We start from the raw sequence: 26,600 nt of genomic DNA on the forward strand, positions 1-26,600 counted from the left end.
GATACTGCGGCAATCTGCTGGCAGCCCGTCATTCCAGCACAGGCAATCTCGGGAGCCTGTTGACCTGCGGGGACGCCTCAATTCGCATAATCTGCGGATTGTGCGAAGGCTGTGAGTCAGCAGCCGGAGAGGGACTCTACCGACGTGGACCCTGGTCTTTCTCACCTTGACGCACAGTCCTGGCGCTTGTTCGACGCGCCAGCCCGGAACAGCGTACGGTTGCATGCTGATTCAGAAACGGAAGCCGAACAGGCCGCCGTCTTCGTAGGCATCAGTGAGTCGGGTAGTCAACTCATATGGACTCGAGTTGAAACCACGTCTTTGCGCCTTCCCCAAATCATCGCTATTGATAGTCGCAATGTATTGCAACCCCTCTTCGCGAGAGACTTGTTCGGCGAGTTCGAAGGCAGCCTTGAGCTGTCGATCATCAACACCATCAAAAAGATGACTATCATGGACAAGGAAGTCGGGGCCCCTGTTGTGACGACGAGCAATGACTGCCAATGTTAGGTCGAAGCAAAAGATAACCATGCTGCCAATGCCTCGACTGTCATCATCATCAATGCGAGGCGTGATCTTCAAGCTATTTCGCCCGGCCTCAATCGCAAGGTAGCCTGCTCGTTGCTCGCCGTACAACTTCTTTGCAAACTGGTCGAAAAGAAGGGTGGCCTCACTGCTTTGCGTAGCTCGGTCCTCCAGGTCGGCCGCCATCTCGTCCTCAATCTGAACTCGCATGGCGGTTATCTGGCGAGCACTCGCCTCTAGAGCTTGTGCTGCTGCCAACCGATTCCTCAGAGCGTCTAGAGACGCTTGTTCCTGTGCGTACACGCGCTGGAGCACTGTAAGCGCCTCAAGAGCTCCCCCTTCGTCGAGTTGTCGCAGAATCTGTGCCTGTTCATCCCCTAGACGTTCTCTCTGAACTTTTCGTTCTTCGAGATTCTGTTGCACTATAGATATTTCGTCACTCAGATACCGATGGCGATTGCGTACGACGGATTCGTGAAAAGAACGGACATCTTCGAAACGGCGTCGAACCTGGTTGGAGAGCGCAACGCCCAGTTCCTGGTAGACGCGTTCTACATAATCGACGTTGACTTCGGTTGTTTCGCGGATAGCTGACTCGAGGTCCTGTAGATTTCGGCGGTCCACTGCATCTTCGTTTGTGAGTCGCCGAATCTCTTTAGCTATGGCGTCCGCACGTTGCTTCAAGTTCTCATACTCAGGAACGACCCGGAAGCTGTCTATCTGCTCTCGCAACCGGGTGATCCGCGCCTCAGCAACTGTAATTTGACCGCGGAGTTCCGCTGTGTTGCCAACAATGCGTCCCCATACCGGGTCGTTAACAGCTTTCCTCAACTGAGTTCTCGTAGCTTCTCTCGCCGAGATTTCGCGATAGCGTGTAGCGAGTCGCCAGTCCAAACCAAGCAAGTAAGCCAAGTTGCTCGCCGCAACGGCTTCAGTTTGGCGGGCATGGGTGCGAATCGGTTCGTTGAAGGCATGAGAGCTTACTCGGCGAATATAGTACGATAGAAGGTTCCGTCCGCTTATGCCGTCATGTTCATCTTTTAGGCCGAACAAAGCCGCTTCGATAAGCTGATTCCACTCCGACAGAGGGATATCGGTGCTACCAAAGTTGAGTTGCCCCTGTGTCCCAGTAGTGACGTCGTGATCAAGCTCTACCATGTTCGGATTTGTTCCCGTGCGCGTTACGCGCAGGGTGTCAGGAACGCCCGGCCAATCTAGGTGCAAACTAAAACGAATGCCACGCAGAGCCTTTTTGGTTGCTAGGTGCTTATCTGGTCGCGCCCCTAGAAGGAAGTGGAGCAACTCAATTATGCTGGACTTCCCGGCACTGTTACGGCTGTCTGTAGCAGCTGAGACGGAGGTGGTGTCTGCCACAACGATATTGAGTCCCGGGCTAAAACCAAGCGTCTTGAAGCGGGAGTCATCGGCTGTTAGCTTCCGAAGCATCTACCCTCCTAGTAACCAGGAGGCCATCTCGGGCTTCGATCAGACCCATTGCGTACAGAACATCCAGGGATAGTGTGAACCAGCTGAAAGATATAGGCGCAGGGTGACTATTTTCTAGTCTCCATGCCCGGAGTTTGTACCATGCCTGGCTAACTGATGTGGGCCCGTCGATTTGCTGCAGAATCTGGGCGCCGACGGCCAGCAGTGCGCGATCGGGGGCGATCCCTTTTGTGGGCGTGATCACTTCGCGACCCCTGGAGTTGCTGGCAGCCAGTCAGGTGAAGGCTGCTCGAATATATCGCATCTCTCAAAGAAGTACGCGAGTATAACCCAGGCGGCACGATGCACTTGTGGGTGTTGGCGGGCGTTGCCGAGAACATACTGTTCTAGATGCCAAAGGATATCTTCCGGATCGTCCAGAAGATCACGCGTTTGACGGTAATACATCGAGAAGCCGGCTGCGATCTCGTCTATCTCATGCGGGTTGATGAGTCCTGCGAAGTACTCCTCTACGAGGTATGTGTACTTCATGGCTTTTACGAGATCTTCCCGGCTCTCGCCATCGAGACCGTTGTAGTCGAGCTTCAGACCGCTGACCTCCTGCAGGTCCATCATGGGGTCGGCGGCGCGTCGCTTTTCACGAAGATGGCTAAGGAGTTCGGCTAAATCCTCTAAGCCGACCCCATACGTTCGCTCATGCACCGGAACAACGCAGCCAAGTAAATCCTCGATTTGGTCGAGACTCAACTTCATGATTTCCTGCCATAAGCGCCTTCTGCCCATGTGATCAAACTTCAGCGGCGCATGGTCTCGTGCAGCGATGGCAATTATGGACGCCATGTCAGGATGGGTTCCACGATAATCATTATGTACGAACACGAACGTGTCGAACTGGCCGTTGCGTTTCGCCTTGGCCTTTTTCAGGTCCGATGAGAACTTACTTTTAATTTTGTAGACATCGAAGACCTGTGGGGCATAGACGGCGTACAGTCTGCGGTTGTGGAGGCTGAGGCCGTCGCCGCCCTGATCGCCGATATTTCCATGTGTTCTAACATCGACATAGTCTGTATAGCGGGCTGCCATAAGGTTATGGAAAAAGTCCTCGAACGCGTTTTCGTATAAGTCTGGCAACTTGTGTAAGAAGCTCAGCTTGGCGAATGCTCTCTGCTCGAACAGCACCGCGCCTCCTCGACCGATCGTCCTTACATTGGCTATCGTACAGTTCTGGATCAACGTTTCAACTAGTAATCGCCAGTCTGTCCCGGTATGCTGGTCTGTCGCGTATGCTCTCCGTCGGTCAGGAGGACGTCAGCGAGGTCCTTACTTGTTCACTCATGAGCTCTTCTAGCAAGGATCAGCAGGTGAAGCGGTTGCTGTTTCGCCTGGTGGTGGCGGATCAGACCACGGCATGATGGATGGCTGAAGGCGGATTGCGCGAACGGCCTTGGCCGGGTGTGCTGCGTTTCCGATGCGCCCTCACGCGCGATGGTTGGCTCGCTGGGGAGTCCGTCATCCGAGGCACTCTGTCGACATGGCGCTGCGACTGCAGGGGGAGGCACGAAGTGAATGCAGTGGTCACTGATGGGCGCAGACATGTAGCTGGAGTTGCCGCTGGTTTGATAGGCGGCAGCAGACACTGACGGTTGGGTCGGCCACGCCTGATGTAAAAACCGCCAAGCGAACCTTTTAACTCGGCGATCGTGGTCAAGACACCGACCGTTTCAGCAAGGCCGTGGAAGCTCGGGAGTGATCACGCGCCGGTCCGCCCCGATGGTCCGTTGAGAGGCTCAGGTCATGACCGTTCCCTATGCGTTCCCACCATGGCTTGACCAAGCAAGAAGGTGCAGGTCAGAGGCATGTTGCGACGGGACTGTAAAACCGTCGGCTCAGCCTACGCAAGTTCGAACCTTGCACCTGCCACACACAGTTAGCGCAGCAGCTCAGAGGCCCTACGGGGCCTCTTCTGCGTTTCTGGGGTACGCAGCCAGATGTCATCGAGAGCGACCGTATGTCGGTGGCCCACCAATATGCGTGCAATGATTTTGATCGGCGTTTCCGCTGGTCGGGTGCCGATTTGGGGACTTGGGTAGCGCACTCGACTGGGATCAGATCGGTGCGCGCGACCTGCCCGGCTGTCCCACCTGCTCCGGTACGTCGGCATAGGTCGGCGTGGCCTGACCGATGATTTTCCCGTGCCGTGCTGGTCTGTACGCCGAGTAGCGACTTACAGGAGGCTGACGCCATGCGGAAACTGACCTTCGGCATGAACCTGAGCCTGGACGGCTACATCGCCGCACCAGGCGACGACCTCGGCTGGAGCGTGCCGAGCGATGAGGTGTTCCAGTGGTGGTCCGACCGGGTGGGCGCGACGGGCCTGGCGCTGTACGGGCGCAAACTGTGGGAGACGATGAGCTCCCACTGGCCGACCGCCGATCAGCAGCCTGGCGCCACACCGGCGGAGATCGAGTACGCCCGCCGCTGGCGGGATATGCCGAAGGTGGTGTTCTCCTCGACGACCAGCACGGTCGACTGGAACACCCGTCTGGTCACCGGCGACGCGGTCACCGAGATCACCCGGCTCAAGGCCGAGGACGATGGCCCCATGGACATCGGCGGTGCCACACTAGCCGCAGCGGCCATACGGGCCGGGCTGATCGACGAGTACGTGCTGGTCACCGCACCGGTCTTGCTGGGCAGCGGCACGCCGTTCTTTACGGCCCTGGACAACTGGGTGAACCTGACCCTGATGGAGACCCGGACGTTCCCCGGCGGCGTACTCCTGACCAGGTACGAGGCCAGGCGCTGAGTGCCCTACCTCGGATCGGCCCGTGCTTCGGGCCACCCGAGCTGGGTGATGTCGGCCGGGACCGTCATACCCGTGGGCGACGCCTTGGTCGTGCTGCGCGACAACGGCCCAAGGGCAGCCGCCTACGGCATCCGCGGTGCCGCCGCAGTGGTGATGCCGGCGATCAGCGTGCTCCTCCTCATCGCGTAACCGGCTCGGTCCCCCCGGACAAGATTCATGAGCAGGCGACGACGTCAACCCGCGCAGGGCACAGCCGGACCCTCACATCCGGGCGGACATGCCGGGGCACGAAGGCCGGGCGATCCGGATGAGGGACTTACGCGGCCTGGGCGCTGGGCGCGTGCACCGTAAGTCCGACGGCCGCGGCGGCAAGGCCGCTCACGATGGCGGCGGACCACCGGAACTTCTTCTTCGGCGCTGGCTTCACGACCTTCCCCTCGGGCTGTATCACATCGGCGGTCCCGAGCGTAGGAAACGGTGGTATGCCGGACGACGGAGCGTTGTCTTGGGTACGTCCTGGACCTGCAAGCAGACCTGAACGCGTACGCGGACGATGGTCGTGTGGCGGGTGTTCAACGCCGTCGTGGCCCGGAAGTACTCGCCGGAGAGCGACTATGGACGTCGTCTCATTCGGAGATCCGGCGGTAGCAGATGAGGGCTGCCGCGATCGCGACGGAGGAGCCTGGTGGTCGGATCGGGGGCAGGTGCCGACCAGCATGAGAACATCCACTCGACCCGAGCCGGCGATGACGGCCCAGTCGCCGGCGCTCATCGGGTGCGGGTTGCGGCGACGACCGCCGGGATGATGGCCAGTGCCAGGATGCCGCCGCCTACGGCCAGGAAGGGGAAACCGGAAGCGGCGACGACGAGGCCCGACGCCATGCCGCCGGTGGCACCCGCGATGGCGATGGAGACGTCGACCAGGCCCTGCGTTCTGGCACGGGTCGCCAGCGGGACAGCGTCGGTGATGATCGTGGTGCCGGCGACGAGGCCGAAGTTCCAGCCCAGTCCCAGCAGCGCGAGGGCCACCGCGAACAGGGCGACAGAGCCGCCCGGGGCGTTGGCGGCGACGATTCCGGCGGCCGTCAGGACCAGCGCGGACGCCGCGGCGATCCTGAGGCGGCCGAAGCGGTCGACGAGCCAGCCGGTCAGCGGCGAGGGCAGGTACATCGCGCCGATGTGGACGGCGATGACGAGGCCGGACGCGGCGGCGCCGTGGCCGTGGTCCTGCATGTGGACGGGCGTCATCGTCATGATCGCTACCATGACCGACTGGGTGACCACCATGACCACCGCACCGACCAGCACTCCGGGCCGGCGCCCTCCGGCCGCTGCGGGTGGCCGGCCGCCGGCATCGTCCGCTCGCGGGTGGGACGCGGCGCGTTCGGCGTCGAGGGCGTTGGCCAGCAGCAGGGGGTCAGGGCGCAGCCAGCCGGCCAGGACCACGGTGGCCGTCGTGTAGGCGGCGCCGGCGAGAAGGAAGGGTCCGGCCAGATACGGGATTCCGAGGGCATGGGCGAGGTCGCCCGTGGGCGCGGCCAGGTTGGGGCCGAGCACCCCGCCCAGAGTGGTGGCCACCAGCACGGTGGACACGGCGCCGGCGCGGCGCGCGGCGGGCGCCAGGTCGGCGCCGGCGTAGCGGGCCTGCAGGTTGGTGGCGGTGCCGGCGCCATAGACGAACATCGCGGCGAGCAGCAGGATGGGGTTGCCGACCATGGCGGCGGCGACGATGCCCGCGCTGCCGAGGGCGCCGGCCAGGTATCCGGCGGCGAGGCCGGGGCGGCGGCCGTACCTTTCGGAGATGCGTCCGACGGCGACGGCCGCCAGCGCCGAACCTGCGATGGACAGGGCGCTGACCAGCCCGGCAAGACTGGTGGAGCCGAGCATGTCCTGCGCGAGCAGGGCGCCGACGGTCACGCCGGCCGCCAGTCCGGCGCCACTGAGGACCTGAGCGGCGACCAGGACGATCAGGACGCGGCGCTGCGCCTGAAGGCGCGGAAGGTCCTCGAGCGTGCCGGGCACGGTTGTCTTCACGAGTGAGTTCTTTCGGTAGGCCGACTGGTGTCTCAGAGGCGGCGGTCGGTACGCGGTCAGCCCCGGTCGCCCAGGTCCAGGCGGTCGGCCAGTCCGGCGTCGGCGAAAGCGGTGACCAGTTCGTCACGGCCCTCGGTGAAGTGCGCCCAGCTGTCGTAGTGGACGGGGATCACCCGGCGGGCGCCGAGGATCTTGACTGCCTCGGCGGCCTGCGCGCTGTCGAGGACGATCAGTGCGCCGTCGAAGAGGATGGGGAAGCGCGGAGCGCCGGCGAAGAGAATGGCGGTGTCCACCGGGCCGAAGCGTTCGGCGATCTGCCTGACCAGGTCGAGCGAGGCGTTGTCGCCGCTGACGTAGAACGTGGGCAGGCCCTCTCCGGTCAGGACGAATCCGACGACTTGGCCGGTGACCGGTTCGACGTCCTCACGTGCGCCGGGTCCGTGGATGGCAGGCACTCCCGTGACGGTGATCGTGCCGCCGCCGGGGCGGTCCAACTCGATCGACTCCCAGTCGGCCAGCCCTCTGGCCGGAGATCCCAGGCGTTCCCCGCCACCTGGCGTGGTGAGGGTGAGCGGGACGTCGGCGAGCAGTGCTCGGCCGGAGTCGTCGAGGTTGTCCGGATGCTCGTCGTGGGAGAGCAGGACCACGTCGATACGGCCGATGTCGCTGGGGGCGACGGCAGGTGGCGCCGTCTTCGTCAACCGGCCGCGCGGCACGTGGTAGTCGCCGGGAGCGTCGAACGTCGGGTCGGTCAGGAATCGCAGGCCACCGTACTCGAAAAGGGCGGTCGGCCCACCGAGGACTCGGACGGGGATCTGCTCGTTGTTCGTACTGGCCATGAAGGCACCTCACGGATAAGACGTGGTTTATCCGTGAAAAGTAGCGCTACCTCACGGTTGGGCGCAAGCCGTACCATGAGAGCTATGAGCGAGACCCTGCCCGCACCGTCTGTGCTGCCGCCCGCGCCGGGAGCGGAGGACTACCTCGCTCTCGACTTCGTCAACAGCGTCCTCACGTTGCCCGGAGGGCAGGTCATCGATGCCCTCCGAACTCCCGAGGCGACGAAGCAGTGGCTCACCGAACGCGATCTCGCTCCGGCCGACACCGAGGTGCAGGAGACGTGCACGGTGCGGCTGCGCTCACTGCGCGAGCACCTCAGGGCGTTGTTCGCCGCCCTCGTCTCCGGGCTGCCCGCCTCGCCTGCGGCTTTGTCCGCCGCCAATGACGCCATGACAAGGGTCCCCACGGCCGCCCGGCTGCACTGGAACGAGCACGGCCCCTACCGCGCGGTCCCGTGCCCCACGGACGAGATCCTCGACCACGCACTGGCGACTCTCGCGGCCAACGCGGCCGATCTCCTCACCGGCCCCGACGCCGAGCGCCTCACCGCCTGCGGATCCACCCCTTGCAGCCGCTACCTGCTGCGTCACGGCCGCCGCCACTGGTGCTCCACCCGCTGCGGTGACCGCGCCCGGGCCGTCCGCGCCTACGCCCGGCGCACCCGGCCGGCATCAGGCTGAGGAGTCGGGGTCCTGTTCGCCGATGGTCTCGTGTTCGTGGAGCAGGAAGCCTCGGGGGGCCGGCATCGGGCGGGTCAGGCCGTCTTGACGACGCCGCCGTCGACGATGTGATCGGCGCCGGTGACGCTGGCGGCGTGGGGTGAGGCCAGCCACGTGACGAGCGCGGCGATCTCCTCAGGTTCGATGAACCTGCCGGTCGTCGCGCCGGTGGCGGCCGGCAGCCCCTCCAGGAACTGCTCCAGCTCCACGCCGTTCAAGCGGGCGAGCAGCTCGCCGTACCCGCCCGGCGCCTCCCACATGGGGGTGCGGACGGCGCCGGGGGAGATCGTGTTGACCCGCACGCCCTGCGGGCCGACCTCCTCGGCCAGTGCCTTGCCGAACGCGGTGAGCGCCGCCTTGGCCGTCGAGTACGGCATCGGGCCGGCGCTCGGCACCCTGGCGGACACGGAGGAGATGTTGATCACGTTGCCGCGCCGCCGCAGCAGGCTGGGCAGCGCGGCGCGGGTGGCGCGGACGGCGCTGAAGAGGTTCAGGTCGTACGAGTGCTGCCAGAGGTCGTCGCTCATGGCCGCGAGCCCGCCGGCGATGTCGGGGGTCGCCTCTCCGCCGCCGACGTTGTTGACCAGCAGGTCGATTTCGCCCAGCTCGGCGAGCGCCCGCGCGATCACCTCGCCGGGCACGTGCGCGGTGGACAGGTCAGCCGCCACGGCGGTGGCGCCGGTCTCCTTCAGCTCAGGGCTGATCGTGCGTGCCGCCCCGACGACCCGCATGCCCTCGCCCGTCAGTGCCCGGACGATCGCCAGGCCGAGGCCTTTGCTCGCGCCGGTCACGACGGCCGTCTTGCCGGTGAGTTGCATGTCCATGCCATCTCCCACAGATAGACGCATCTGTCCTGTAGCGAATAACATATTACTTGCATCAAGTTGTTGCAAGTTCATGGTCAATCGGTGCGATGCCGTATCCTCAAGGGTTGTGAACGAGGGGACCAGGGCGTTGCGCTCCGACGCGGAACGTACGGTGCGGACGATCCTGGAGGCCGCGGAGCGCGTGTTCGCCGAGGATCCGGCGGCGAGCATGGAGCAGATCGCCGAGGCCGCGGGGGTGGCGCGCACGACCGTGCACCGGCGCTTCGCCTCCCGCGAGGCGCTGCTGGAGGCGCTGTCCACGGTGGCGGCCCGCGAGTTCGCCGCGGCCGTGGACGCCGCACATCCAGAGACCACCCCGCCGCTGGTCGCGCTCTACCAGGTCACGGTCAACGTGCTGCAGGTCAAGCGGCAGTGGCCCTTCGCGCTCGACCTGGTCGGGCCGGGCGACGGCGAGTGGGTACGTGCGCATGCCGACGTGGAGCGGCGCTGCGACCATCTGCTGCGAAGGGCCCAGGAGAGCGGCGTGCTGCGCGCCGACGCCGATCTCGCCTGGGCCAAGTGGGTCATCTACGCGCTGATAGGGGTGGCGGCGCGGATGCGCGAGTGCGAGCCCGACGCCGCCGCCACCCGCGTGGTCGACATGCTGCTGTGCGGTGTCGGCACCGGCCAGGGACTGACCCGTACGGGGCCTGAGGCCGGCTGAAGTAGTGAGGCTCGCTCCGGCCTGGAGAGCAAAGAGGGCAGGGACATGGGCCGGACGGGTCACGGAGAAGTCGCAGACGTCGATGGCCATCACTGCGGCGACCCGCATCCGCTCTGCGACGGCTACGGCCTGCTGAAGTCCGCCATGTGGCCGGGCCTGTCATTCGCCGGGGCCGCTTTGGGGCAGTGGCTCGCCTTGCAGTTGTTCGGCCAGGCGCTCCAGGCCACTTCTGATGAGCTGCGCGTACTCGTCGTCGCCGAGCGCGCCGATCGTGTCCCGCGCCTGCTGGAGGTGCTCGCGGGCGCGGTCCGGATCGCCCAGCTTGCGGTAGCACTCGCCCACGTTGAGGTGCAGTGACGGGTACAGGCCGGCCGCCGAGAACGGCACCCCGGCCTGCGCCACCCGCTCGTCGGTGACCTGGCCGACGGCGGCAAGCGCCCGCAGGTCCCAGAGCAGTTCCTCCTGCACGTCGTCCTGCACATCCGCCATCGAGTGGGCGAGAACGCAAACGTGCAGCGGATCGCCCTGTTCGCCGCCGATGTCGTCCCAGATCTGCGCGAACAGGTCGCGGGCGGCCTCACGCTGACCTTGGTGGTGGTGCAGCTCCACCCCTTGGCCGATCCGGGTCATGGTCGGGTCGTCGATCATCGGTGGCTCCCATCGGGCGGCTCGTTCCTCGCGAGGTGCCAGTATCGCCGCTGCGACGACGCGTACTGCCGGCTTTTCGCCACATTGGCCGCTGTCGGGATCTACGTCCTCGGCGGGCCCGGAACACGGGGGTTCCCTGGTGGTCCGGGCCGGTCGTGCGTCCGGCGTCCCTTGGCGGCGCGCTCGCAGTCGCGGCCGTGGCCGGCTGCATCCATGTCGTCGCCGGCGGCCTGCCCGTCGTCCGGTCGGGAGGCTGACGTGAGTGGATCGGCGGTCAAGGAACTGTGCACGCTCGGCCAACGACAACGTGCGTGGGGCACGGCATGCTGAGCTTTGAGCCGGCGGGGGGATTCGGCCCACGTGGTCCATGCGGCGATCAGCGCCTCCCCGCCGTCGGGGAGCGATCTAGCCGTACCTGGAAGGACCTGTCATGTCTCGGATGTACCGGCGCTTATTTGTGCGTATGGGCTTGGGTCTCGGCCTTGTGCTCGCCTCGGTGGCGTTCGTGGCCTCGCCCGCCTCGGCCCACACCCTGAGCCAGGCCGTCGTGTCCGACAAGGGATGCGGTTGGTCCAACGGGAGCTACACGCAGCTCAAAAGGGAAGACCTCTGGGACGACAAGAACAACATGCCCCTGGGTGAGGTCTACGTGTTGTGGAACGGCACGTACCAGGAGAACTGCGTGGTCACCCTGAGGGTCGGCCGGGCGGACGGCGTCGCCAGCTACACGGAGGCCATGCTGGAACGTCAGGGCAAGAAGCCCATCACGGACGAGGGAAACTACGCCCACTACGCGGCGGTCAGCGCCAAGGCCGCCGGCACGTGCATCAAGTGGATGGGATCCATCAAGAGGATCTACGGCGGAGGAATCATCGCCGCCACCACCACGCGGTGGCAGTTCTGCGACTGATGGTGGTCACGACGGCGAACGAGACGCCCGGCGACGGGCCGCGGCGGTGGCATCCTTTCGTACGGTGGTCACCGAAGCAGACCGGCGGCCCGCCGGAAACTCATCGCCCGCCCGCACCTGTGCGCGGATAATCGAACGTTCAGACCTACCGGAGTCTGGTCGCCGACGAGATCGCGCCCGTGATCGGGGACCGGGACCCCTGATCACGGCTGCGCTCAGGCGTCCCAGGTGACGGGGAGGCTCTTGATGCCGTGGATGTCGGCGCTCTCCGGGCGCAGGGCGATCTCTTCCTCCGGTGCGGCCGGCCGCAGCGTGGGGAAACGGCCGAGCAGCGCCGTCAGGGCGACCCGCATCTCGACGCGGGCCAACTGCTGGCCCAGGCACTGGTGGATGCCGTGGCCGAAGGCGAGGTGCCCGCCGTCCTGCCTGCGCAGGTCGAGGACGTGGGGGTCGGGGAAGCGCCCGGGGTCGCGGTTGGCGGTGTTGAGCGACAGGATGACCGTCGCGCCGGCCTTGATGCTCTGCCCGCCCACCTCGACGTCCTCCAGCGCGACCCGCAAAAACTGCTTGGCGACGCTCAGGTACCGCAGCAGCTCTTCCACGGCCCGGTCGGCGAGCGCGGGATCGGAGCACAGCGCCGTCCACTGCGCGGGGTTGCGCAGCAGCGCGAAGGTGCCCAGCGCGAGCATGTTCGCGGTGGTGTCGAGCCCGGCCGCCAGCAGGATCAGGGCGACTCCTCGCAGTTCCTCGTCGGTCAGGTCGGTGTCGGTGAGGTCACTGAGCACGTCGTCGGTGGGGTCGGCACGTTTGGCGGCCACCAGCTCGGCGAGGTAGCGCTGGGTGGCGGTGTAGGCCGCGATCAGCTCGTCGTCGCTGGTCTCGCCGCCGAGGAACTTGTCGATGTGCTGCTGGAAAAGGCCGCGGTCGTCGTACGGCACCCCCAGCAGCTCGCAGATCACGACGGCGGGGATGGGCTTGGCGAACGCGGTCACCAGGTCGACCGGCGGCCCGGCCTGCTCCATGGCGTCGAGGTGTTCGGCGGTGATCTGCTCGACGCGCTCGGTGAGCAGGCGCATCCGGCGTACGGTGAACTTGCCCACCAGCGGCTTCCGGTAGCGGCTGTGCTGGGGGTCGTCCATGAGGAGGAACTCGCCGGGCGGCGCCGGAGGGACCTCGATGTCGCCGTAGTCGATGGTCGGGTGGTGGCGCATGAGCTCCTTGCGTGAGCTGAACCGCGGGTCGGCCAGGATCGCCCGGACCTGGTCATAACCGGTGACCAGCCAGCCCTGATGCCCGTCGGGGAACGTGTAGGGGGTGATGGGCCCGAGCCGGGTCAGCTCCTTCGGCGGGTCGAAGGGGCAGCCGGGCTGACGGGCGGCCGGCATCGTGGTGATGGTGTGCTGCATGGTCGTTCCTTTCAGAGGTCGTGTACGAGTCCACCTTCGCGGACGCCTCTGATACGGGGCCGTCACCGTGCTGACACGGCGGCCCCGGCCGGAATGTCGTGATGGTTCGGCAAAATGAGTGGTGTGCAAGTTGAACTGCTGGGACCGTTCGCGGTGCGGGACCACGACGGCGCCGTGCTGGAGGTCCCAGGGGTGCGGCTGCGCGCGCTGCTCGCCGCCCTCGCCCTGCAACCGGGCCGGATCGTCACCCGCGCCAGGCTGGTGGACTGGATCTGGGGGGACCATCCGCCCTCCGACGAGGTGAACGCCCTGCAGGCGCTGGTGTCCAGGTTGCGCAGGGTGTTGCCGGACGGCGTGATCGAGGCGGATTCCGGCGGATACCGGCTGGCCGTGGCGCCCGACGCCGTGGACGTGTGCCGGTTCGAGCAGCTCGTCGGCCAGGCCCGTGCCGCCGAGCCCGCCGCGCGGGCGGACCTGCTGCGCTCGGCCCTGGCGCTGTGGCGCGGCACGCCCATGACGGGCATCGCGCTGCGGGGCGGCGACGTGTTCGACGCCACGGTCGCCCGTCTGGAGGAGCTCCACCTCGCCGCGCTCGGTGATCGGGTGGACGCCGACCTCCGCCTCGGCCGCGGCCCGGAGCTGGTCTCCGAGCTGACCGGGCTGGTGGCCGCGCATCCGCTGCGGGAGGGGTTCGCGGCGGCGCTGATGCGGGCGCTCGCCGAGGCGGGGCGCGGCAACGAGGCGCTGACCGTGTACGAGCGGACGCGCGTGCGGCTCGCCGAGGAACTCGGCGCCGTTCCGTCGGCCGCGTTGTCCGCGCTGCACACCGCGGTGTTGCGGGGCGAGGTGAGCGCGCGGGCGGAGCATCCCAGGACCAACCTGCGCGCCGAGTTGACGAGCTTCGTCGGCAGGGACGACGACCTCTCCGCGGTCGCCGGGCTGGCGGTCAGGCACCGGCTGGTCACGTTGACGGGCGCCGGCGGCTCCGGCAAGACCAGGCTGGCCAGGGAGACCGCCAGGGCCATGCTCGCCGAGTTGCCGGACGGTGCTTGGCTGGTGGAGCTGGCCCCACTACGCGCGGGCGGTGAGCTGGCGCAGGCCGCCCTCACCGCGATCGGCCTGCGTGACCAGCCCCTGCTCGGCGGCGCGCGGGGCGGCGAACCGATGGATCGGCTCGTCGCCGCGGTCCGCGAGCGGGCGATGTTGCTGATCCTCGACAACTGCGAGCACGTGATCGAGGCGGCCGCGGCCTTCGCCGATCGCCTGCTGGGGGAGTCCCGCCGGTTGCGGATCCTGGCCACGAGCAGGGAACCGCTCGGCATCACCGGGGAGGTGCTGTGGCAGGTCGAGCCGCTCGCGCTGCCCTCGCAGGGCGCCGACCCGTCCGACGCGGGGTCGTCGCCCGCGGTGCGGCTGCTGCGGGACCGCGCGCACCTGGTGCGCAAGGACATGGGCTCCGACGCCGAAACCCTGGCGGCCATGGCGCGGATCTGCCGGGCGCTCGACGGGGTGCCGCTGGCGATCGAACTGGCCGCGGCGCGGCTGCGTACGATGTCCGTCGACCAGCTGGCACGCCGGCTCGACGACCGGTTCCGCCTGCTGACGGGCGGCAGCCGTACGGCGCTGGCCCGGCACAAGACGCTGCGCGCGGTCGTGGACTGGAGCTGGGACCTGCTGACCGAGGCCGAACGCGGCGTGCTGCGGCGGTTGTCGGTGTTCGCCGGCGGGGCGAGCCTCGAAGCGGCCGAACGGGTGTGCGCGGACGCGACGGTCGCCGGCGAGCAGGTGCTCGAACTGCTGACCGCGTTGATGGAGAAGTCGCTGCTGCTCGCCGACGGGGAGGACGCGCCACGCTACCGGATGCTCGACACGATCAGGGAGTACGCGGCGTACCGGCTGGCCGAGGCGGGGGAGAGCGAGGCGGCGCGCTCGGCGCACCTCGCCTACTTCACCGAGCTGGCCGAGACGGCCGATCCGCACCTGCGCGGAGCCGAGCAACTGGAGTGGCTGTCCACGCTGCAGGCCGAGCACGACAACCTCACCGCGGCCCTGCGCGGCGCGATCGCCGACGGCTGGGCCGAGGAGGCGATGCGGCTGGCCTCCGCCGCGGGCTGGTACTACTTCCTCAGCGGGCACAGGGCCGAGGGCGCCGAGCTGAGCATCGCGGCGGCCTCGCTGGACGGTGAGGCGTCCGACGAGGTGCGGGCGCTGGCGTACGCGACCGTGGCCAGTTTCGTCACCTCCGCCCCGGGCCGCGACCAGTTCCAGGCGGAGAAGTGGATCCACGAGGCGCACCGGCTGACCCAGCGCGTCGGCCGGCGCCGCCACCCCATGCTCGGGTTCGTCGCGCCGCTGGAGCGCATGTTGCAGGAGCCGATGGCGTTCCTGCCGGCGTTCGAGCCGCTCATCGCCGACGACGATCCATGGGTACGCGCGCAGGCCAGGCTCGCCCGCGGCCGGTTGCGGCTGACGCTCGACGGCGACGAGACCGGCGTGGACACCGACGGCGAGACAGCCCTGGCCGAGTTCCGCGCGCTCGGCGACCGATGGGGGATCTCGCTGGCGCTGACGTTCCTGGCCGAGCGGCTCGCGATGCGCGGCGAGCTCGCACGAGCGTGCGAGCTGTACGAAGAGGCGGCCGCTGCGCTGGCCGAGGTGGGCGCGACCGAGGACGTGGTCGGGCTGCGGGCGCGGCAGGCCCTGCTGTACTGGCTGCTCGGCGACGAGCGCTCCAGCACCGCCGCCATGGCCGAGGCGCAGCGCTACGCCGACGGGATCGCCTGGCCCGACACGCTGGCCGAACTGGCGCTCGCGAAGGCGCGACTGGCACGCTGGCGCGGCGATCGGGATCAGGCACACCGCCTTCTGGCCACGGCGTGGACCGTGCAGCCCGGCTCGGAGATGACCAGCTCCCTCCGCGCCGCGGTCCAGCACCTGTACGGTTACCTCACCGACGACCCCGGCAAGGCCCGCGCGCACCGGGCCGAGGCGTTCCGCGCGGCCGTGGAGACGGCGTATCCGCCGCTGATCGCCGAGGTGCTGGTCGGCCTCGCGGACCTCGCGCTGCGCCAGGGACGGGACGAGCAGGCCGTACGCCTGCTCGCGGCGAGCGACGCCGTACGCGGCACGCCGGATCTTTCGCTGCCGGACGCCGCGAGGATCGCCGCCGACGCGCGGAGCCGCCTCGGCGAGACCGTGTTCGCGGAGGCGGCCCGTGACGGCCGGAAGCGGGACTGGCGTGAGCTGGCCGAGATCACCCTCGCCTCGTGAACGACGTGCGCGCCCACAGGTAACCGACGAGCGTGAGCCCCACACACCAGGCGATCGCCGTGACGGCCGGGCCCGCCTCCGGCGTGCCGCTCAGCAGCCCGCGCAGCGTCTCGATGATCGGGGTGAACGGCTGGTACTCCGCGAACTGCCGCGCCCCGGGCCCCATCGTCCCGGCCGGCACGAACGCGCTGCTCAGGAAGGGCAGGAGCATGAGCGGGACGGCGGCGAGGCCCGCGCTCTCCGGCGTCTTCGCCGCGAGACCGAACGCGACGGTCAGCCACCCGATCGCCACCACCGTCAGCACGACGATGCCGATCACGCCGAGCCACTCCGGCACGCCCGCCGACGGCCGGAACCCCATCAGGAACGCGACCCCGACGACGAACGCGATGGCCACCAGGCTGCGCAGCATGGTCGCGACCACGTGCGCGTTCAGCACCGCGGCCCTGGACACCCGCATGACGCGCAGCCGGTTGATGAACCCGCTCGTCATGTCGGAGTTCACCGCGATCGCGGTGGGACTGATGCCGTAGCAGACGGTCGTTATGATCAACCCGGGAGTCGCATAGTCGGCGTAGCCGACCCCGACGTCGAACGCGCCGCCCAGGATGTAGACCATCAGGAACATCAGCACGATCGGCATGATGACGGCGTTGAACAGGGCCACCGGATTGCGCATCGAGTGCCGGAAGTTGCGCCGCAACATGGTCGCGGAGTCGGCCAGGGAAGCTGTGATGCCGTTCATCGTGCGTCAGCCTCCTTGGCGCTGTGGCCGGTGAGGGCGAGAAAGACGTCGTCGAGGTCCGGTGTGTGCACCGACAACTCCTCGGCTTCGACGGAGTGCGCGTCGAGCCGGTCGAGCAGCGCCCGCAGCGCCCGCACCCCGCCGTCGCCGGGCAGCCGCAGGGCCAGCTCCTCGTCGTCCCTCGTGGACTCGTGCAGCACCCGCGCCGCGACGTCGAGCTCGTGGCGATCGGCGAACCGCAGCCGGACGTGGCCGCCGGGAACCCGGCGCTTGAGATCGCCGGAGGTGCCCTCCGCGACCAGCCGGCCCTGATCGAGCACGGCGATGCGGTCGGCGAGCTGGTCGGCCTCGTCGAGGTACTGGGTGGTGAGGAAGATCGTCGTGCCGTCGGCGACGAGCTCCCTGATGATCTCCCACATGGTACGGCGGCTGCGCGGGTCGAGCCCCGTGGTGGGCTCGTCAAGGAAGATGATCCGCGGCGTGCCGACCAGCGTCATGGCCAGGTCGAGCTTGCGGCGCATGCCGCCGGAGTAGGACGCCGCCGGCCTGCCCGCCGCCTCCACCAGCTCGAACCGGTCGAGCAGCCGGCTCGCGGCCCGTCGGCCCTCCGCCCGGGGCAGGTGCAGGAGGTCCGCCATCAGCAGCAGGTTCTCCTCGCCGGTGAGCAGGTCGTCCACCGAGGCGAACTGCCCGGTGACCCCGATCGCCGCGCGCACCGCGCTGGTCTCCGTGACGACGTCGTGCCCGGCCACGACCACCTTGCCCGCGTCGGGGGTTAGCAGCGTGGTCAGCACGTTCACCGTGGTCGTCTTCCCCGCGCCGTTCGGCCCGAGCAGGGCGAAGATCGTACCGGTCCGGACCTCCAGGTCGACGCCGTCCAGCACGACCTTGTCTCTGTACGCCTTGCGCAGCCCCGAGGCCGCGATCGCTGAACCGTTCATGGTGTCCACCATCGGCGGGCGCCCTGACACCGAACCGTTGCCGTGCTGACATGACCCGGCCCCCGGACGTCAGTCGATCCAGTGGAACCAGGCGTCGAAGACGATGCGAGGCGTATCCGGAGCCGTAATGCCCGAACTCGGCGTGATGAACGCTCAGCTGCGGCATGCGATCGAGATCGGCGACGACCCACCGGAGGAACCCCGCGGGGATGCCGGACGGCGTTACCCGGTCCGGCATCACCCTCGCCTCGTGAACGCGCACGTTCACCGGCAGCCGACAGGCGCGAGCCCGCCGGTCAGGACGTCATACCTTCCAGGTGCCGGTGCACTTGGCGGCGCTGCCACCGAGGCCCGGCTGCTTCGTGCAGGCCTTGTACAGCCAGTTGGCCTTGGCCCGGTGCGCCTGGCTGTAGGTCGTGTTCTTGATCGACTGCGACGGCGAGTTCTGCCACTTCTTCGTCGAGGGGTTGTAGACCGACAACCACACGTTGTTGCCGTTCGCTCCGGAGTTCTTGGGGACGCGGGCCCAGATGTAGGTGTTCGCCCCCCACTTGCCCGCGCGAAGCTGCAGCGTGTAGGTCTTCTTGGCGACGGTGACGCTCTTCGTCGTCAGGTTGCCGACGCCGGTGGCATGCCTTGGTGCGTCCTTCGACCAGTAACCCGCCGCCTGGGCGCTGGAGGCCGTCATGACGAGCGCGGCCGACGCCGCCAGCGCGACAGTGCCCGCGGACGCGATGCGCCCCACGATGTTCCGCATGTGTGCGATCTTCTCCTTCTCGCGACCCGATAGGTCCGCGTGGATTTTCCGGCCGGTCCGACGTTAGGGAACGGCGGTATATCCGCGGTATGCCACCCGCGCGGCGAGCCTTCGTCGCCACCACGAGCCCGGCCCGCGGCCCAGGCGGTTTCGTGCCAGGATCTCGGCATGTCGATTCGCGCATTGAGCTTCGGGGCGATGGCGGAAGCGTACGAACGGTTCCGGCCGGGTTATCCTGTGCGGCTGGTCGACCTCGTGATGGCGTACGCGGGCCGGCCGGTGCGGACCGCCCTCGAAATCGGCGCCGGCACGGGCAAGGCGACCCGTCTGTTCGCCCGGCGAGGAGTCACCGTCACCGCGACGGAGCCCGATGCGGCCATGCTCGCCGAGCTGCGCGCACACGTGCCGGCGAACGTCAGCACCGTGCGGTCCGCCTTCGAGGACCTGCGACCCGGCGAACGGTACGAATTGGTCTATGCGGCGGCGGCGCTGCACTGGACTGACCCGGAGAACCGGTGGCCTCGCATGGTCGCGCTGCTGGAGCCGGGCGGCGTGTTCGCCTCGTTCGGCGGCCCCGTCCAGTTGGCCGACCCGGCCGTGGAGGCGGCGGTTCGTGCGGCGCGGTCACCGTTCCTCGCCACCGACGAGGTGCCGTCGCCGGACGGCACGCCTCCGGAGCAGCACATGCAGTGGCCGGGCACAGAGCTCCAGCGGTCCGGATGGTTCGAGGACGTCCGGCAGTCCGTGGTGGAACGGCGGCTGACGATGAGTGCCCGCGACTACGTCGGCTATCTCTCGACCGTCTCGGCCTACCTCGTGCTGCCGGCCCATGAGCAGCGGGAGGTGTTCGGCCGGATCGTACGCGTCCTGCCCGCGACCGTCGAGGTCACGGCCGACGTCACCGTGCACCTCGCGCGCCGACGCCCATGACCGGCCGGGACGTCCTGACGATCGACACCGTCACGGTGCTCCCAGCCCGGTGAGCACCGTTCCGACCCCCGAGCACGATGAGCCGTGGTCCGTCAGAGCCGTATGTCGGCGGAGCGCGACGGTACGGCGTCCAGCGTGGCCAGGGTCGCGTCGTCGAGCGTGATGGCTCCCGCGGCCACGTTCGCCTCAAGGTGGGCCGGGTTGGCCGTGCCGGGTATGAGCAGCACGTTCGGGGCGTGCCGGAGGAGCCAGGCGAGGCCGAGCTGCGACGGGGTGCAGCCGATGGACGCGGCCACGTCGCGCACCGCCGGCTCCTCGGTCACCTTCGGCATCTGCGGGAACGCGCCGCCGAGCGGGAAGAACGGCACCCAGGCGATCCCCTCCTCCGCGCAGAGCTCGACGAGGTCCTGGTCGTCGCGGGTCACGAGGCTGTACGCGTTCTGCACGCAGGCGATGCCCGCCGGGATCGCCCTGCGCAGCCCGTCGGCGGTCACGCTGCCCAGCCCGAACGCGCCGATCTTGCCTTCGTCGCGCATCGCGGTCATGACCGCGAGCTGGTCGTCGAGGTCGACCACCTGGTCGCCCGCGGGTTGGATGCCCGGCCCGATGTCGAGCCGCCGGAGGTTCACGACGGGAAGCTGGTCGACGCCGAGGCTCCTGAGGTTGTCCTCGACGCCGGCCCGGAGCTCTTCGGGGCGCTGCGCGGCTCGGAGCGGGAGGGGGCCGTCGGGGTCGGGGTCGGCGCCGATCTTGGTCACGACGACGACGCCGTCCTCGGGGCGGATCGTGTCGCGGATGAGCTTGTTGACGAAGCCGTTCCCGTAGAACTGGGCCGTGTCCATGTGGTCGACGCCGAGCTCGACGGCGCGGCGGAGCAGCGTGACGGCGGCGCCGCGGTCACCGTGCAGGCGTTCGAGCTGCATCGCGCCGAAGCCGACGCGGGAGACGGTGTGGCCGGCGAGCCGGCCGGCGCCGCCGGGACGCGCGACGCCGGTGGCGGTGACGTCGGACGATGAGGTGCCGGTGGGCATGATGGAAGTCCGTCCTCGTGTGGATGGCCAGAAAGCGGAGGCTCCTCCGCTAATTTGACTGTAGCACTATCGGAGGTGCCTCCGCTTTGACTTCTCCCGAATCCACGCCGTCCGCGGCGCGAACGAACCAGCCCGACCGCCCCGACCCCGCCGAATGCGCCGACCGCCGCAACCCCGTCGACCGCGCTGACCCCGCCGGCCGCCCCGACAGGCCTGTTCGCGCCCATGCCCGGCGCAACCGCGAGAAGTTGCTCGCCGTCGCGCGGGCCGCCTTCGCAGCCGCCGAGGACACCGTGTCGCTCGAAGGCATCGCCCGGGACGCCGGCGTCGGCATCGGCACGCTCTATCGCCACTTCCCCACCCGCGAGGCGCTCGTCGAGGCCGTCTACTCCGCCGAGCTCGACGACGTCACCGCGAGCGCCGCGACCCTGCTCGACGAGTTCACGCCCGAGGTCGCACTCCGTGAGTGGATGAACCGCTACGCGGCGTTCGTCGCCACGAAACGCGGGATGGTCGACACGCTGCGCGCCGGCTGGGCCTCCGGGCGGATCGCGACGCCGACGACCAGGGAGCGCATCACCGCCGCGATCGGAACGATCCTCGCCGGTGGCGCTCAGGCGGGCACGCTCCGCGCGGACGTCGATGCCGATGACGTCACCGCGATGCTCCTCGGGGTTTTCCTGTCCACGGCCGCGAGCGACAGGTGGGAGCAGACGGGCCGGCTGCTCGACCTCGTCATCGACGCGCTCCGCCCGCAGGGGGCTCCCTAGTCGCTGCCGGTCACGAAGCTCTGGATGGCCACCACGGCCCCGCCGCGCGCCCATTCGCGGAAGTCGTCCGCCTCGATCACCACATCGGCCGAGCCTGGCACGCCGCGGCGGTTCGCGGTGAGCGCCGCGTCGAGGCCGTCCTTGCCGACGCGCGCCAGCTCGACGCCTTCGCCCGCCAGGATCACCGTCTTCACCAAGGAGATCGTCGTGATGTGCGCGATGAGCCTGCCGAGGGCTTGTGCGGCCTCGCGCACCACGCCCAGGCACACCTGGTCGCCGGCCGCGGCCTCCCGCATGACGTCCTCGTACGTCACCGCCCGCCGCAGCCCCAGCCCCGCGGCGAGCTCGATCGAGTCGCTCGACAGGTACGCCGAGGCGCATCCGCGGTGACCTTCCGCGCACATGGGCCCGCCGGGGTCCAGCACGAGGTGGGCGAACATGCCGAGGTCGGCCTCGGCCGCCGCCACCAGGTGGTCGTGCACGATGAGGGCATACCCGATGCCCGCGCCGATCGTGAGCAGCGCGAAGTCGCGCAGGCCGCGTCCGGCCCCGAACCAGTGGTGCTGGTGCGCCAGCGCGGCAACGTCGTTCTTGACCACGCACGGGATGCCGAGCGCCTGCTCCATCAGCGGTTCGAGCGCCACCTGCCGCCAGCCGAGGAAAGGCGCGTCGATGAGCCGTTCGTCCCCGACGGGCGCGGAGCTGCGGGCATCCCCGCCGATCGTGACGCCGGCCGCGACGGTCGGCGTCACGCCCGTCCCGCCGGTCAGTTCGTCCAGCAGCCGTCTGGCCTGGCGGCAGACGGCGTCGGGGGAGTGGTCGGCGATCGGCTCGTCGCGGGCCGCGACGACGCCGGCGCGCAGGTCCGTGATGACGGCGTGGATCCGGTCGGCGGTGAGTTTGATCCCGAGGAAACGGTGTTCGCCCGCGGCGACGTCGAGGGGGCGGGTCGGCCGGCCGTTGACCGGGTCGTGCACCACGTCGTCCTCGACGAGGAGGCCGGCGTCGACCAGGGGCCTGGTGAGCCGGGTCAGGCTGCCGGTCGACAGGTGCAGGGTCTTGGCCAGCGCGGTCCTGGACTGCGGGCCGTGGATGATGAGCTCCTTGACGATGGAGCGGGCGGCGTCGGGCAGGGCGTCCCACATGTCGAACCATCTTCGGGGCGCAACACCCATCAACGCCAGCCTCCGTTCATTGACTTCGCGACAAAGCTAACATGACCGGTGTGTGATGATCTGCGCACATGGCCGCGCCGAAATCCGTGCACAAGTAGTGACATGCGCCTCATTTGTTCTCTAGGTTGGCTTTGTTGCGAAGCTATCTTTGCTTCGCCCAGAAGGAGGCGTGCATGGGTTTCAGAAGGGTCTCCGGCTCGATCGCGGTGCTCGGCACGGCCGTACTCCTGGCCGCATGCTCGTCGGGCACGAACGAGAGCGCCGGGACGCAGGCGGCCGAGACCGGCCCCGTCACGCTGCAACACTGGTGCTGGAGCGCGGGCCAGAAGGAGAAGGTCGAGGCCTTCAACAAGGCCCATCCGGACATTCAGGTGCGGTTCACCGACGTCGGCGGCGGCACCGACACCGCGACCAAGCTGGTCACGGCGAGCCGGGCGGGCAACGCCCCCGACACCGCGTGCCTGGAATACCAGACGCTGCCCGCGATGATCGTGGCCGGCGCGCTCGCCGACATCGCCCCCCACACCGGCGACGTCAAAGAGGCGTTCAGCCCGGAGGTGTGGACGCTCACCAGCTTCGACGGCGCCGTCTACGGCATCCCGCAGGACGTCGGGCCGATGGTGTTCGTCTACAACAGGAAACGCTTCGACGAGCTGAAGATCGAGCCGCCCGCCACGTGGCAGGACTTCGCGAAGGTGGCCGCCGACGTACGCAAGAAGGACCCCGAGGCCCACCTCGCCACCTTCGCCCCCGCCGAGTTCGGCAACTTCGCCGGGCTCGCCCAGCAGGCCGGCGCGTCCTGGTGGAAGGTTCAGGACACGACCTGGACGGTCGGCATCGCCGACGCGCCCTCCCTGGAGGTGGCCGCCTTCTGGCAGGACCTCATCGACAAGGACCTCGTCACGGCCGAGCCGCTGCTCACCCCCGAATGGAACAACAAGCTCAACAAGGGCGAGATCCTCAGCTGGCCGAGCGCCCTGTGGGCCCCGGGCGTGTTGTACGGCATCGCGGAGGGACAGGCCGGCGACTGGGCCATCGCCCCGCTGCCGCAGTGGAAGGAAGGCGACGACCGGGTGGCCTTCCAGGGCGGCAGCGCCATCACCGTCACCAAGGACTCCAAGCACGTCGAGGCCGCGGCCACGTTCGCCAAGTGGATGAACACCGACAAGACCGCCTACGACCTCCAGATCGCCGAGGGTGAATATCCGGCGTCGCTGGCCGGGCAGGAGGCGACCGCCGGCAGCCAGCCGCCGAAGCTGGTGGCCGGGCAGAAGGACTACTGGCAGGTCGCCGCCAAGGCCGCCCGGAGCACGATCCCTCACATCGGCTGGGGGCCGAACGTCAGCACCGCCGAGAGCGTGTTCAGGGACGCCGCGTCCGCCGCCGTCCGCGACAGGACACCGCTGGCCGACGCGCTGAAGAAGACGCAGCAGGCCGTGGTCGACGACATGAAGTCCACGGGATTCAAGGTCGCCGGCTCATGACCGCCGGTACCGGCGCCCGCCGCAGGACGCGGGCGCCGTACGTGTTCGTCGCGCCCGCCGTCCTGCTGTTCGTGGCCTTCCTGGCCGTCCCCATCGGCTACGCGCTCTACCTCAGCGCCCGCGGCCTGCGGCTGACCGGCAAGGGCATCTTCGGCACGCGCGAGGAGGTCTTCGTCGGGCTCGGCAACTACGCCAGGACGCTGACCGACCCGGAGTTCTTCGCCGGCTTCGGCAGGCTCGCCCTCTACGGGCTGATCAGCGTGCCGCTGACGCTCGCGCTGGCGCTGCTTTTCGCGCTGCTGCTCGACTACGCGGGCTCGCGCGGCCGCCGCTTCTCGCGTACGGCGATCTTCCTGCCGTACGCCGTCCCCGGCGTGACCGCCTCCCTGCTGTGGGGCTTCATGTACCTGCCCTCGACCAGTCCCTTCAGCTTCGTCACCCGGGAGCTGGGGCTCGGCGAGATCCCGTTCCTCGGCGCGGGCGCCATCTACCCGTCGCTGGCCAACATCGCGGTGTGGGGCGGCGTCGGCTTCAACATGATCATTATCTTCACGTCGCTGCGCGGCATCCCCGCCGAACTGTACGACGCCGCCCGCATCGACGGCGCTTCCGAGTGGCAGATCGCCTGGCGGGTCAAGATCCCGCTGGTGGCGCCCGCGCTCGTGCTCACCGGCCTGTTCGCGCTGATCGGCACCCTTCAGGTGTACGGCGAGCCGACCACGCTCAGCCCGATGACCACCGAGATCTCCCAGTCGTGGGTGCCGCTGATGCAGATCTACCGTGACGCCTTCGTCCGCGACGACCTGCCGCTGGCGTCGGCCGCCTCCGTCATCCTGGCCGTGGGCACGCTCGTGGTGTCGGTCGTGCTTCTCAAGGTCGCCCAGAAGCGGGCGTTCGGGGGCATGCAGTGAAGGCCGCCGCGCTCCCGCACCAGCGGGCCAGGCTTCTGCCCACGGTCGTGCTGCTCGTCGGCGCCTTCTACTGCCTGGTGCCGGTCGTCTGGGTGATCGTGGCCTCGACCAAGTCGAGCGCCGAGCTGTTCTCCACGTTCACCTTCGCGCCGGGGACGGGGCTGCTGGACAACCTGCGCGACCTGTTCGCCTTCGGCGACGGCCAGTATCTGCGCTGGGCGGCCAACAGCGCGCTGTACGCGGGCGTCGGCGCCGCCGCCTCCACCCTGATCTCCACGCTGGCCGGATACGGCATGGCGAAGTACGACTTCCGCGGCCGGAGCGTGCTCTTCTACGCGATCCTTGCCGGAGTGCTCGTGCCCGGCATGACCCTGGCGATCCCGCAATATCTGATCATGTCGGAGACCAACCTGGTGGGCTCCTACTGGTCGGTCCTGCTGCCGAGCCTCATCTCGCCCTTCGGCATCTACCTGGCCCGCGTGTACGCCATGTCGTCGGTGCCGGACGCCACCCTGGAGGCCGCCAGGATCGACGGGGCCGGCGAATACCGCATCTTCGGCTCCATCGGGCTGCCCATGATGCTGCCCGGCATGGTGACGATCTTCATGCTGCAGTTCGTGGGCATCTGGAACAACTTTCTGCTGCCGTTCATCATGCTGTCGGACCAGGGGAAGTTCCCGATCACCGTGGGCCTGTACACCCTGCTCGCCAAGGGCTCCTCCGAGCCCGCCCTCTACGGCATCGCCATCGTGGGCGCCGCCGTGTCGGTGATCCCGCTCGTCGCGCTGATGTTGTTCCTGCAGCGGTTCTGGCGGCTGGACCTGCTCAGCGGAGGGCTCAAGGGATGAGCGCTGCCGCACCCGCATTCGACCGCCATGCCGCCTAGCAGAAAGCCGTTCATGCACCTCCATCACTTCCACGCCGCCGGCGTGTCCGTCGTCCTGGAATGTCCGCCCGACGCCCTGCCCGCGATCCTGTACTGGGGGCCGGACCTGGGTGTGCTCGGCGCCGACGCCCTCGGGCGGCTGGCGGCCGAGCTGCGGCCACGGGCCGACCAGACCGTGGAGGCACCCGTACGCACGGCGCTGGTTCCCGAGGGGCGTACCGGATGGGTGGGCATGCCCGGTCTGTCCGGTCACCACCAGGGAGAGAACTGGTCCCCCGCCTTCACCGTCGTCACGTACGAGCGGGAGGGACGGGGCGTCACCGCCACCGCCACGGACGAGCGCGCCCGGCTCGACCTCATGCTCACCGTCGAACTGGGCGCTTCCGGGCTGCTGCGCGCGCGGGCGGAGCTGCGCAACCGCCACGCGCTGCCGTACACGCTGGACGCGCTCAACCTCGTCCTGCCCGTGCCGGGCAACCCCACCGAGCTGCTCGACCAGGCGGGACGGTGGTCCAAGGAACGGGTCCCGCAGCGGCGGCCGCTGACCGTCGGCACCCACCTGCGCGAGAACCGCCGTGGCCGCACCGGCGCCGACGCGGCCACCGTGCTGCTCGCCACCACCGAGGGGACCGGGTTCCAGCGCGGCGAGGCGTGGGGCCTGCACGTCGGCTTCAGCGGCAACCACCGCTACTACGCCGAGCGCACCGCGACCGGCCGGACGATGCTCGGCGGCGGCGAACTGCTGCTGCCCGGCGAGGTCATCCTGGCCACCGGCGAGACGTACGCGAGCCCCTGGGTCCACGCCACCTACGGCCGCGGCCTCGACGAGGCGGCCC

General features: G+C 68.5%; 25 protein-coding genes. 12 read left to right on the plus strand and 13 right to left on the minus strand.

The window, feature by feature from the left end:
* Positions 1 to 231: 231 nt before the first annotated feature.
* Genes GUY59_RS20350 through GUY59_RS20355 form a run of 3 tightly spaced genes read right to left on the minus strand, consistent with a single transcriptional unit; the run spans position 232 to position 3,150 of the window.
* Positions 232 to 1,971, minus strand: a complete 1,740-nt coding sequence (locus tag GUY59_RS20350; RefSeq protein ID WP_138201928.1) for an ABC-three component system protein — start codon at positions 1,969 to 1,971, stop codon at positions 232 to 234.
* Positions 1,946 to 2,215 (minus strand): ABC-three component system middle component 6, encoded by a 270-nt coding sequence (locus GUY59_RS50785; RefSeq protein WP_106246361.1) that lies wholly within the window; start codon positions 2,213 to 2,215, stop codon positions 1,946 to 1,948. The genes GUY59_RS20350 and GUY59_RS50785 overlap by 26 nt, the downstream gene beginning before the upstream one ends.
* The gene (locus GUY59_RS20355) at positions 2,212 to 3,150 is read right to left on the minus strand and encodes an ABC-three component system protein (RefSeq protein WP_201761109.1); all 939 of its coding nucleotides are present in this window, start codon (positions 3,148 to 3,150) and stop codon (positions 2,212 to 2,214) included. Before GUY59_RS20355 ends, GUY59_RS50785 begins: the two co-directional genes overlap by 4 nt.
* 1,063 nt (positions 3,151 to 4,213) lie before the next feature.
* On the opposite strand from GUY59_RS20355, the gene GUY59_RS20360 reads away from it, so the two are divergent.
* Positions 4,214 to 4,777, plus strand: a complete 564-nt coding sequence (locus GUY59_RS20360; protein ID WP_138201927.1) for a dihydrofolate reductase family protein — start codon at positions 4,214 to 4,216, stop codon at positions 4,775 to 4,777.
* Between the two features lie 48 nt (positions 4,778 to 4,825).
* Positions 4,826 to 4,966 carry a DUF4267 domain-containing protein gene (locus GUY59_RS50790; protein ID WP_330849187.1) on the plus strand — a complete coding sequence of 47 codons (141 nt, stop codon included), beginning with the start codon at positions 4,826 to 4,828 and terminating at the stop codon, positions 4,964 to 4,966.
* Between the two features lie 579 nt (positions 4,967 to 5,545).
* Here the strand turns inward: GUY59_RS50790 and GUY59_RS20365 are convergent.
* Positions 5,546 to 6,811 (minus strand): MFS transporter, encoded by a 1,266-nt coding sequence (locus GUY59_RS20365; RefSeq protein WP_252375005.1) that lies wholly within the window; start codon positions 6,809 to 6,811, stop codon positions 5,546 to 5,548.
* A 56-nt stretch (positions 6,812 to 6,867) separates the two neighbouring features.
* A complete protein-coding gene (locus GUY59_RS20370; protein WP_138201926.1) occupies positions 6,868 to 7,650 on the minus strand; it encodes an MBL fold metallo-hydrolase in 783 nt (260 codons plus the stop codon).
* A gap of 84 nt (positions 7,651 to 7,734) precedes the next feature.
* On the opposite strand from GUY59_RS20370, the gene GUY59_RS20375 reads away from it, so the two are divergent.
* Positions 7,735 to 8,331: a CGNR zinc finger domain-containing protein gene (locus GUY59_RS20375; RefSeq protein ID WP_138201925.1), complete on the plus strand. Its 597-nt coding sequence runs from the start codon at positions 7,735 to 7,737 to the stop codon at positions 8,329 to 8,331.
* Between the two features lie 74 nt (positions 8,332 to 8,405).
* Here the strand turns inward: GUY59_RS20375 and GUY59_RS20380 are convergent, their stop codons facing one another.
* Positions 8,406 to 9,194, minus strand: a complete 789-nt coding sequence (locus GUY59_RS20380; protein WP_138201924.1) for an SDR family oxidoreductase — start codon at positions 9,192 to 9,194, stop codon at positions 8,406 to 8,408.
* 109 nt (positions 9,195 to 9,303) lie between these two features.
* On the opposite strand from GUY59_RS20380, the gene GUY59_RS20385 reads away from it, so the two are divergent.
* Entirely contained in the window at positions 9,304 to 9,900 is a 597-nt protein-coding gene (locus GUY59_RS20385; RefSeq protein WP_252375004.1) for a TetR/AcrR family transcriptional regulator, read from the plus strand.
* 159 nt (positions 9,901 to 10,059) lie between these two features.
* On the opposite strand, the gene GUY59_RS20390 is transcribed toward GUY59_RS20385, so the two are convergent.
* A complete protein-coding gene (locus tag GUY59_RS20390; protein WP_138201922.1) occupies positions 10,060 to 10,548 on the minus strand; it encodes a tetratricopeptide repeat protein in 489 nt (162 codons plus the stop codon).
* A 463-nt stretch (positions 10,549 to 11,011) separates the two neighbouring features.
* Here GUY59_RS20390 and GUY59_RS20395 point away from each other — a divergent pair, with 463 nt between their 5' ends.
* Positions 11,012 to 11,458, plus strand: coding sequence for a hypothetical protein (locus GUY59_RS20395; RefSeq protein WP_138201921.1), 447 nt, complete (start codon positions 11,012 to 11,014; stop codon positions 11,456 to 11,458).
* A gap of 215 nt (positions 11,459 to 11,673) precedes the next feature.
* Here the strand turns inward: GUY59_RS20395 and GUY59_RS20400 are convergent, their stop codons facing one another.
* Entirely contained in the window at positions 11,674 to 12,864 is a 1,191-nt protein-coding gene (locus GUY59_RS20400) for a cytochrome P450 (RefSeq protein ID WP_138201920.1), read from the minus strand.
* 114 nt (positions 12,865 to 12,978) lie between these two features.
* Between GUY59_RS20400 and GUY59_RS20405 the strand changes: the two genes are divergently transcribed.
* Positions 12,979 to 16,134 (plus strand): BTAD domain-containing putative transcriptional regulator, encoded by a 3,156-nt coding sequence (locus GUY59_RS20405; protein ID WP_201761110.1) that lies wholly within the window; start codon positions 12,979 to 12,981, stop codon positions 16,132 to 16,134.
* On the opposite strand, the gene GUY59_RS20410 is transcribed toward GUY59_RS20405, so the two are convergent.
* The 3 genes from GUY59_RS20410 to GUY59_RS20420 form a co-directional block, all read right to left on the minus strand.
* Positions 16,118 to 16,879, minus strand: coding sequence for an ABC transporter permease (locus GUY59_RS20410; protein WP_171055429.1), 762 nt, complete (start codon positions 16,877 to 16,879; stop codon positions 16,118 to 16,120). The genes GUY59_RS20405 and GUY59_RS20410 overlap by 17 nt on opposite strands.
* On the minus strand, positions 16,876 to 17,820 hold the full coding sequence (locus GUY59_RS20415) for an ATP-binding cassette domain-containing protein (protein WP_138201918.1): 945 nt from the start codon (positions 17,818 to 17,820) through the stop codon (positions 16,876 to 16,878). The genes GUY59_RS20410 and GUY59_RS20415 overlap by 4 nt, the downstream gene beginning before the upstream one ends.
* Before the next feature lie 304 nt (positions 17,821 to 18,124).
* Positions 18,125 to 18,577, minus strand: coding sequence for a hypothetical protein (locus GUY59_RS20420; protein ID WP_138201917.1), 453 nt, complete (start codon positions 18,575 to 18,577; stop codon positions 18,125 to 18,127).
* Positions 18,578 to 18,745: 168 nt separating this feature from the next.
* On the opposite strand from GUY59_RS20420, the gene GUY59_RS20425 reads away from it, so the two are divergent.
* The gene (locus GUY59_RS20425) at positions 18,746 to 19,507 is read left to right on the plus strand and encodes a class I SAM-dependent methyltransferase (RefSeq protein ID WP_138201916.1); all 762 of its coding nucleotides are present in this window, start codon (positions 18,746 to 18,748) and stop codon (positions 19,505 to 19,507) included.
* A 92-nt stretch (positions 19,508 to 19,599) separates the two neighbouring features.
* On the opposite strand, the gene GUY59_RS20430 is transcribed toward GUY59_RS20425, so the two are convergent.
* Entirely contained in the window at positions 19,600 to 20,538 is a 939-nt protein-coding gene (locus tag GUY59_RS20430) for an aldo/keto reductase (RefSeq protein WP_161714626.1), read from the minus strand.
* Positions 20,539 to 20,624: 86 nt separating this feature from the next.
* On the opposite strand from GUY59_RS20430, the gene GUY59_RS20435 reads away from it, so the two are divergent.
* Positions 20,625 to 21,308 carry a TetR/AcrR family transcriptional regulator gene (locus GUY59_RS20435; protein WP_138208512.1) on the plus strand — a complete coding sequence of 228 codons (684 nt, stop codon included), beginning with the start codon at positions 20,625 to 20,627 and terminating at the stop codon, positions 21,306 to 21,308.
* Here GUY59_RS20435 and GUY59_RS20440 read toward each other — a convergent pair.
* Positions 21,305 to 22,453: an ROK family transcriptional regulator gene (locus GUY59_RS20440; protein WP_138208511.1), complete on the minus strand. Its 1,149-nt coding sequence runs from the start codon at positions 22,451 to 22,453 to the stop codon at positions 21,305 to 21,307. The two genes, GUY59_RS20435 and GUY59_RS20440, sit on opposite strands and share 4 nt — an antisense overlap.
* 203 nt (positions 22,454 to 22,656) lie before the next feature.
* Here GUY59_RS20440 and GUY59_RS20445 point away from each other — a divergent pair, with 203 nt between their 5' ends.
* The 4 genes from GUY59_RS20445 to GUY59_RS20460 all read left to right on the plus strand — a co-directional run.
* Positions 22,657 to 23,967 (plus strand): ABC transporter substrate-binding protein, encoded by a 1,311-nt coding sequence (locus tag GUY59_RS20445; protein ID WP_138208510.1) that lies wholly within the window; start codon positions 22,657 to 22,659, stop codon positions 23,965 to 23,967.
* Positions 23,964 to 24,878 (plus strand): carbohydrate ABC transporter permease, encoded by a 915-nt coding sequence (locus GUY59_RS20450; protein WP_138208509.1) that lies wholly within the window; start codon positions 23,964 to 23,966, stop codon positions 24,876 to 24,878. The genes GUY59_RS20445 and GUY59_RS20450 overlap by 4 nt, the downstream gene beginning before the upstream one ends.
* Positions 24,875 to 25,726, plus strand: a complete 852-nt coding sequence (locus GUY59_RS20455) for a carbohydrate ABC transporter permease (RefSeq protein WP_138208508.1) — start codon at positions 24,875 to 24,877, stop codon at positions 25,724 to 25,726. The genes GUY59_RS20450 and GUY59_RS20455 overlap by 4 nt, the downstream gene beginning before the upstream one ends.
* A 51-nt stretch (positions 25,727 to 25,777) precedes the next feature.
* A partial coding sequence (locus tag GUY59_RS20460; RefSeq protein WP_330849186.1) for a glycoside hydrolase family 36 N-terminal domain-containing protein occupies positions 25,778 to 26,600 on the plus strand: 823 nt, incomplete at its 3' end.

The organism is Nonomuraea sp. K271 (assembly GCF_009908215.1).
In the GTDB taxonomy this organism is placed as follows: Bacteria; Actinomycetota; Actinomycetes; order Streptosporangiales; family Streptosporangiaceae; genus Nonomuraea; species Nonomuraea longispora.

Coding starts and splice junctions, on each gene's coding strand:
- GUY59_RS20350 (WP_138201928.1), bottom strand. CDS start 1,971: ATGCTTCGGAAGCTAACAGCCGATGACTCCCGCTTCAAGACGCTTGGT.
- GUY59_RS20360 (WP_138201927.1), top strand. CDS start 4,214: ATGCGGAAACTGACCTTCGGCATGAACCTGAGCCTGGACGGCTACATC.
- GUY59_RS50790 (WP_330849187.1), top strand. CDS start 4,826: ATGTCGGCCGGGACCGTCATACCCGTGGGCGACGCCTTGGTCGTGCTG.
- GUY59_RS20370 (WP_138201926.1), bottom strand. CDS start 7,650: ATGGCCAGTACGAACAACGAGCAGATCCCCGTCCGAGTCCTCGGTGGG.
- GUY59_RS20375 (WP_138201925.1), top strand. CDS start 7,735: ATGAGCGAGACCCTGCCCGCACCGTCTGTGCTGCCGCCCGCGCCGGGA.
- GUY59_RS20380 (WP_138201924.1), bottom strand. CDS start 9,194: ATGGACATGCAACTCACCGGCAAGACGGCCGTCGTGACCGGCGCGAGC.
- GUY59_RS20390 (WP_138201922.1), bottom strand. CDS start 10,548: ATGATCGACGACCCGACCATGACCCGGATCGGCCAAGGGGTGGAGCTG.
- GUY59_RS20395 (WP_138201921.1), top strand. CDS start 11,012: ATGGGCTTGGGTCTCGGCCTTGTGCTCGCCTCGGTGGCGTTCGTGGCC.
- GUY59_RS20400 (WP_138201920.1), bottom strand. CDS start 12,864: ATGCAGCACACCATCACCACGATGCCGGCCGCCCGTCAGCCCGGCTGC.
- GUY59_RS20405 (WP_201761110.1), top strand. CDS start 12,979: ATGAGTGGTGTGCAAGTTGAACTGCTGGGACCGTTCGCGGTGCGGGAC.
- GUY59_RS20410 (WP_171055429.1), bottom strand. CDS start 16,879: ATGAACGGCATCACAGCTTCCCTGGCCGACTCCGCGACCATGTTGCGG.
- GUY59_RS20415 (WP_138201918.1), bottom strand. CDS start 17,820: ATGAACGGTTCAGCGATCGCGGCCTCGGGGCTGCGCAAGGCGTACAGA.
- GUY59_RS20420 (WP_138201917.1), bottom strand. CDS start 18,577: ATGCGGAACATCGTGGGGCGCATCGCGTCCGCGGGCACTGTCGCGCTG.
- GUY59_RS20425 (WP_138201916.1), top strand. CDS start 18,746: ATGTCGATTCGCGCATTGAGCTTCGGGGCGATGGCGGAAGCGTACGAA.
- GUY59_RS20430 (WP_161714626.1), bottom strand. CDS start 20,538: ATGCCCACCGGCACCTCATCGTCCGACGTCACCGCCACCGGCGTCGCG.
- GUY59_RS20440 (WP_138208511.1), bottom strand. CDS start 22,453: ATGTGGGACGCCCTGCCCGACGCCGCCCGCTCCATCGTCAAGGAGCTC.
- GUY59_RS20445 (WP_138208510.1), top strand. CDS start 22,657: ATGGGTTTCAGAAGGGTCTCCGGCTCGATCGCGGTGCTCGGCACGGCC.
- GUY59_RS20450 (WP_138208509.1), top strand. CDS start 23,964: ATGACCGCCGGTACCGGCGCCCGCCGCAGGACGCGGGCGCCGTACGTG.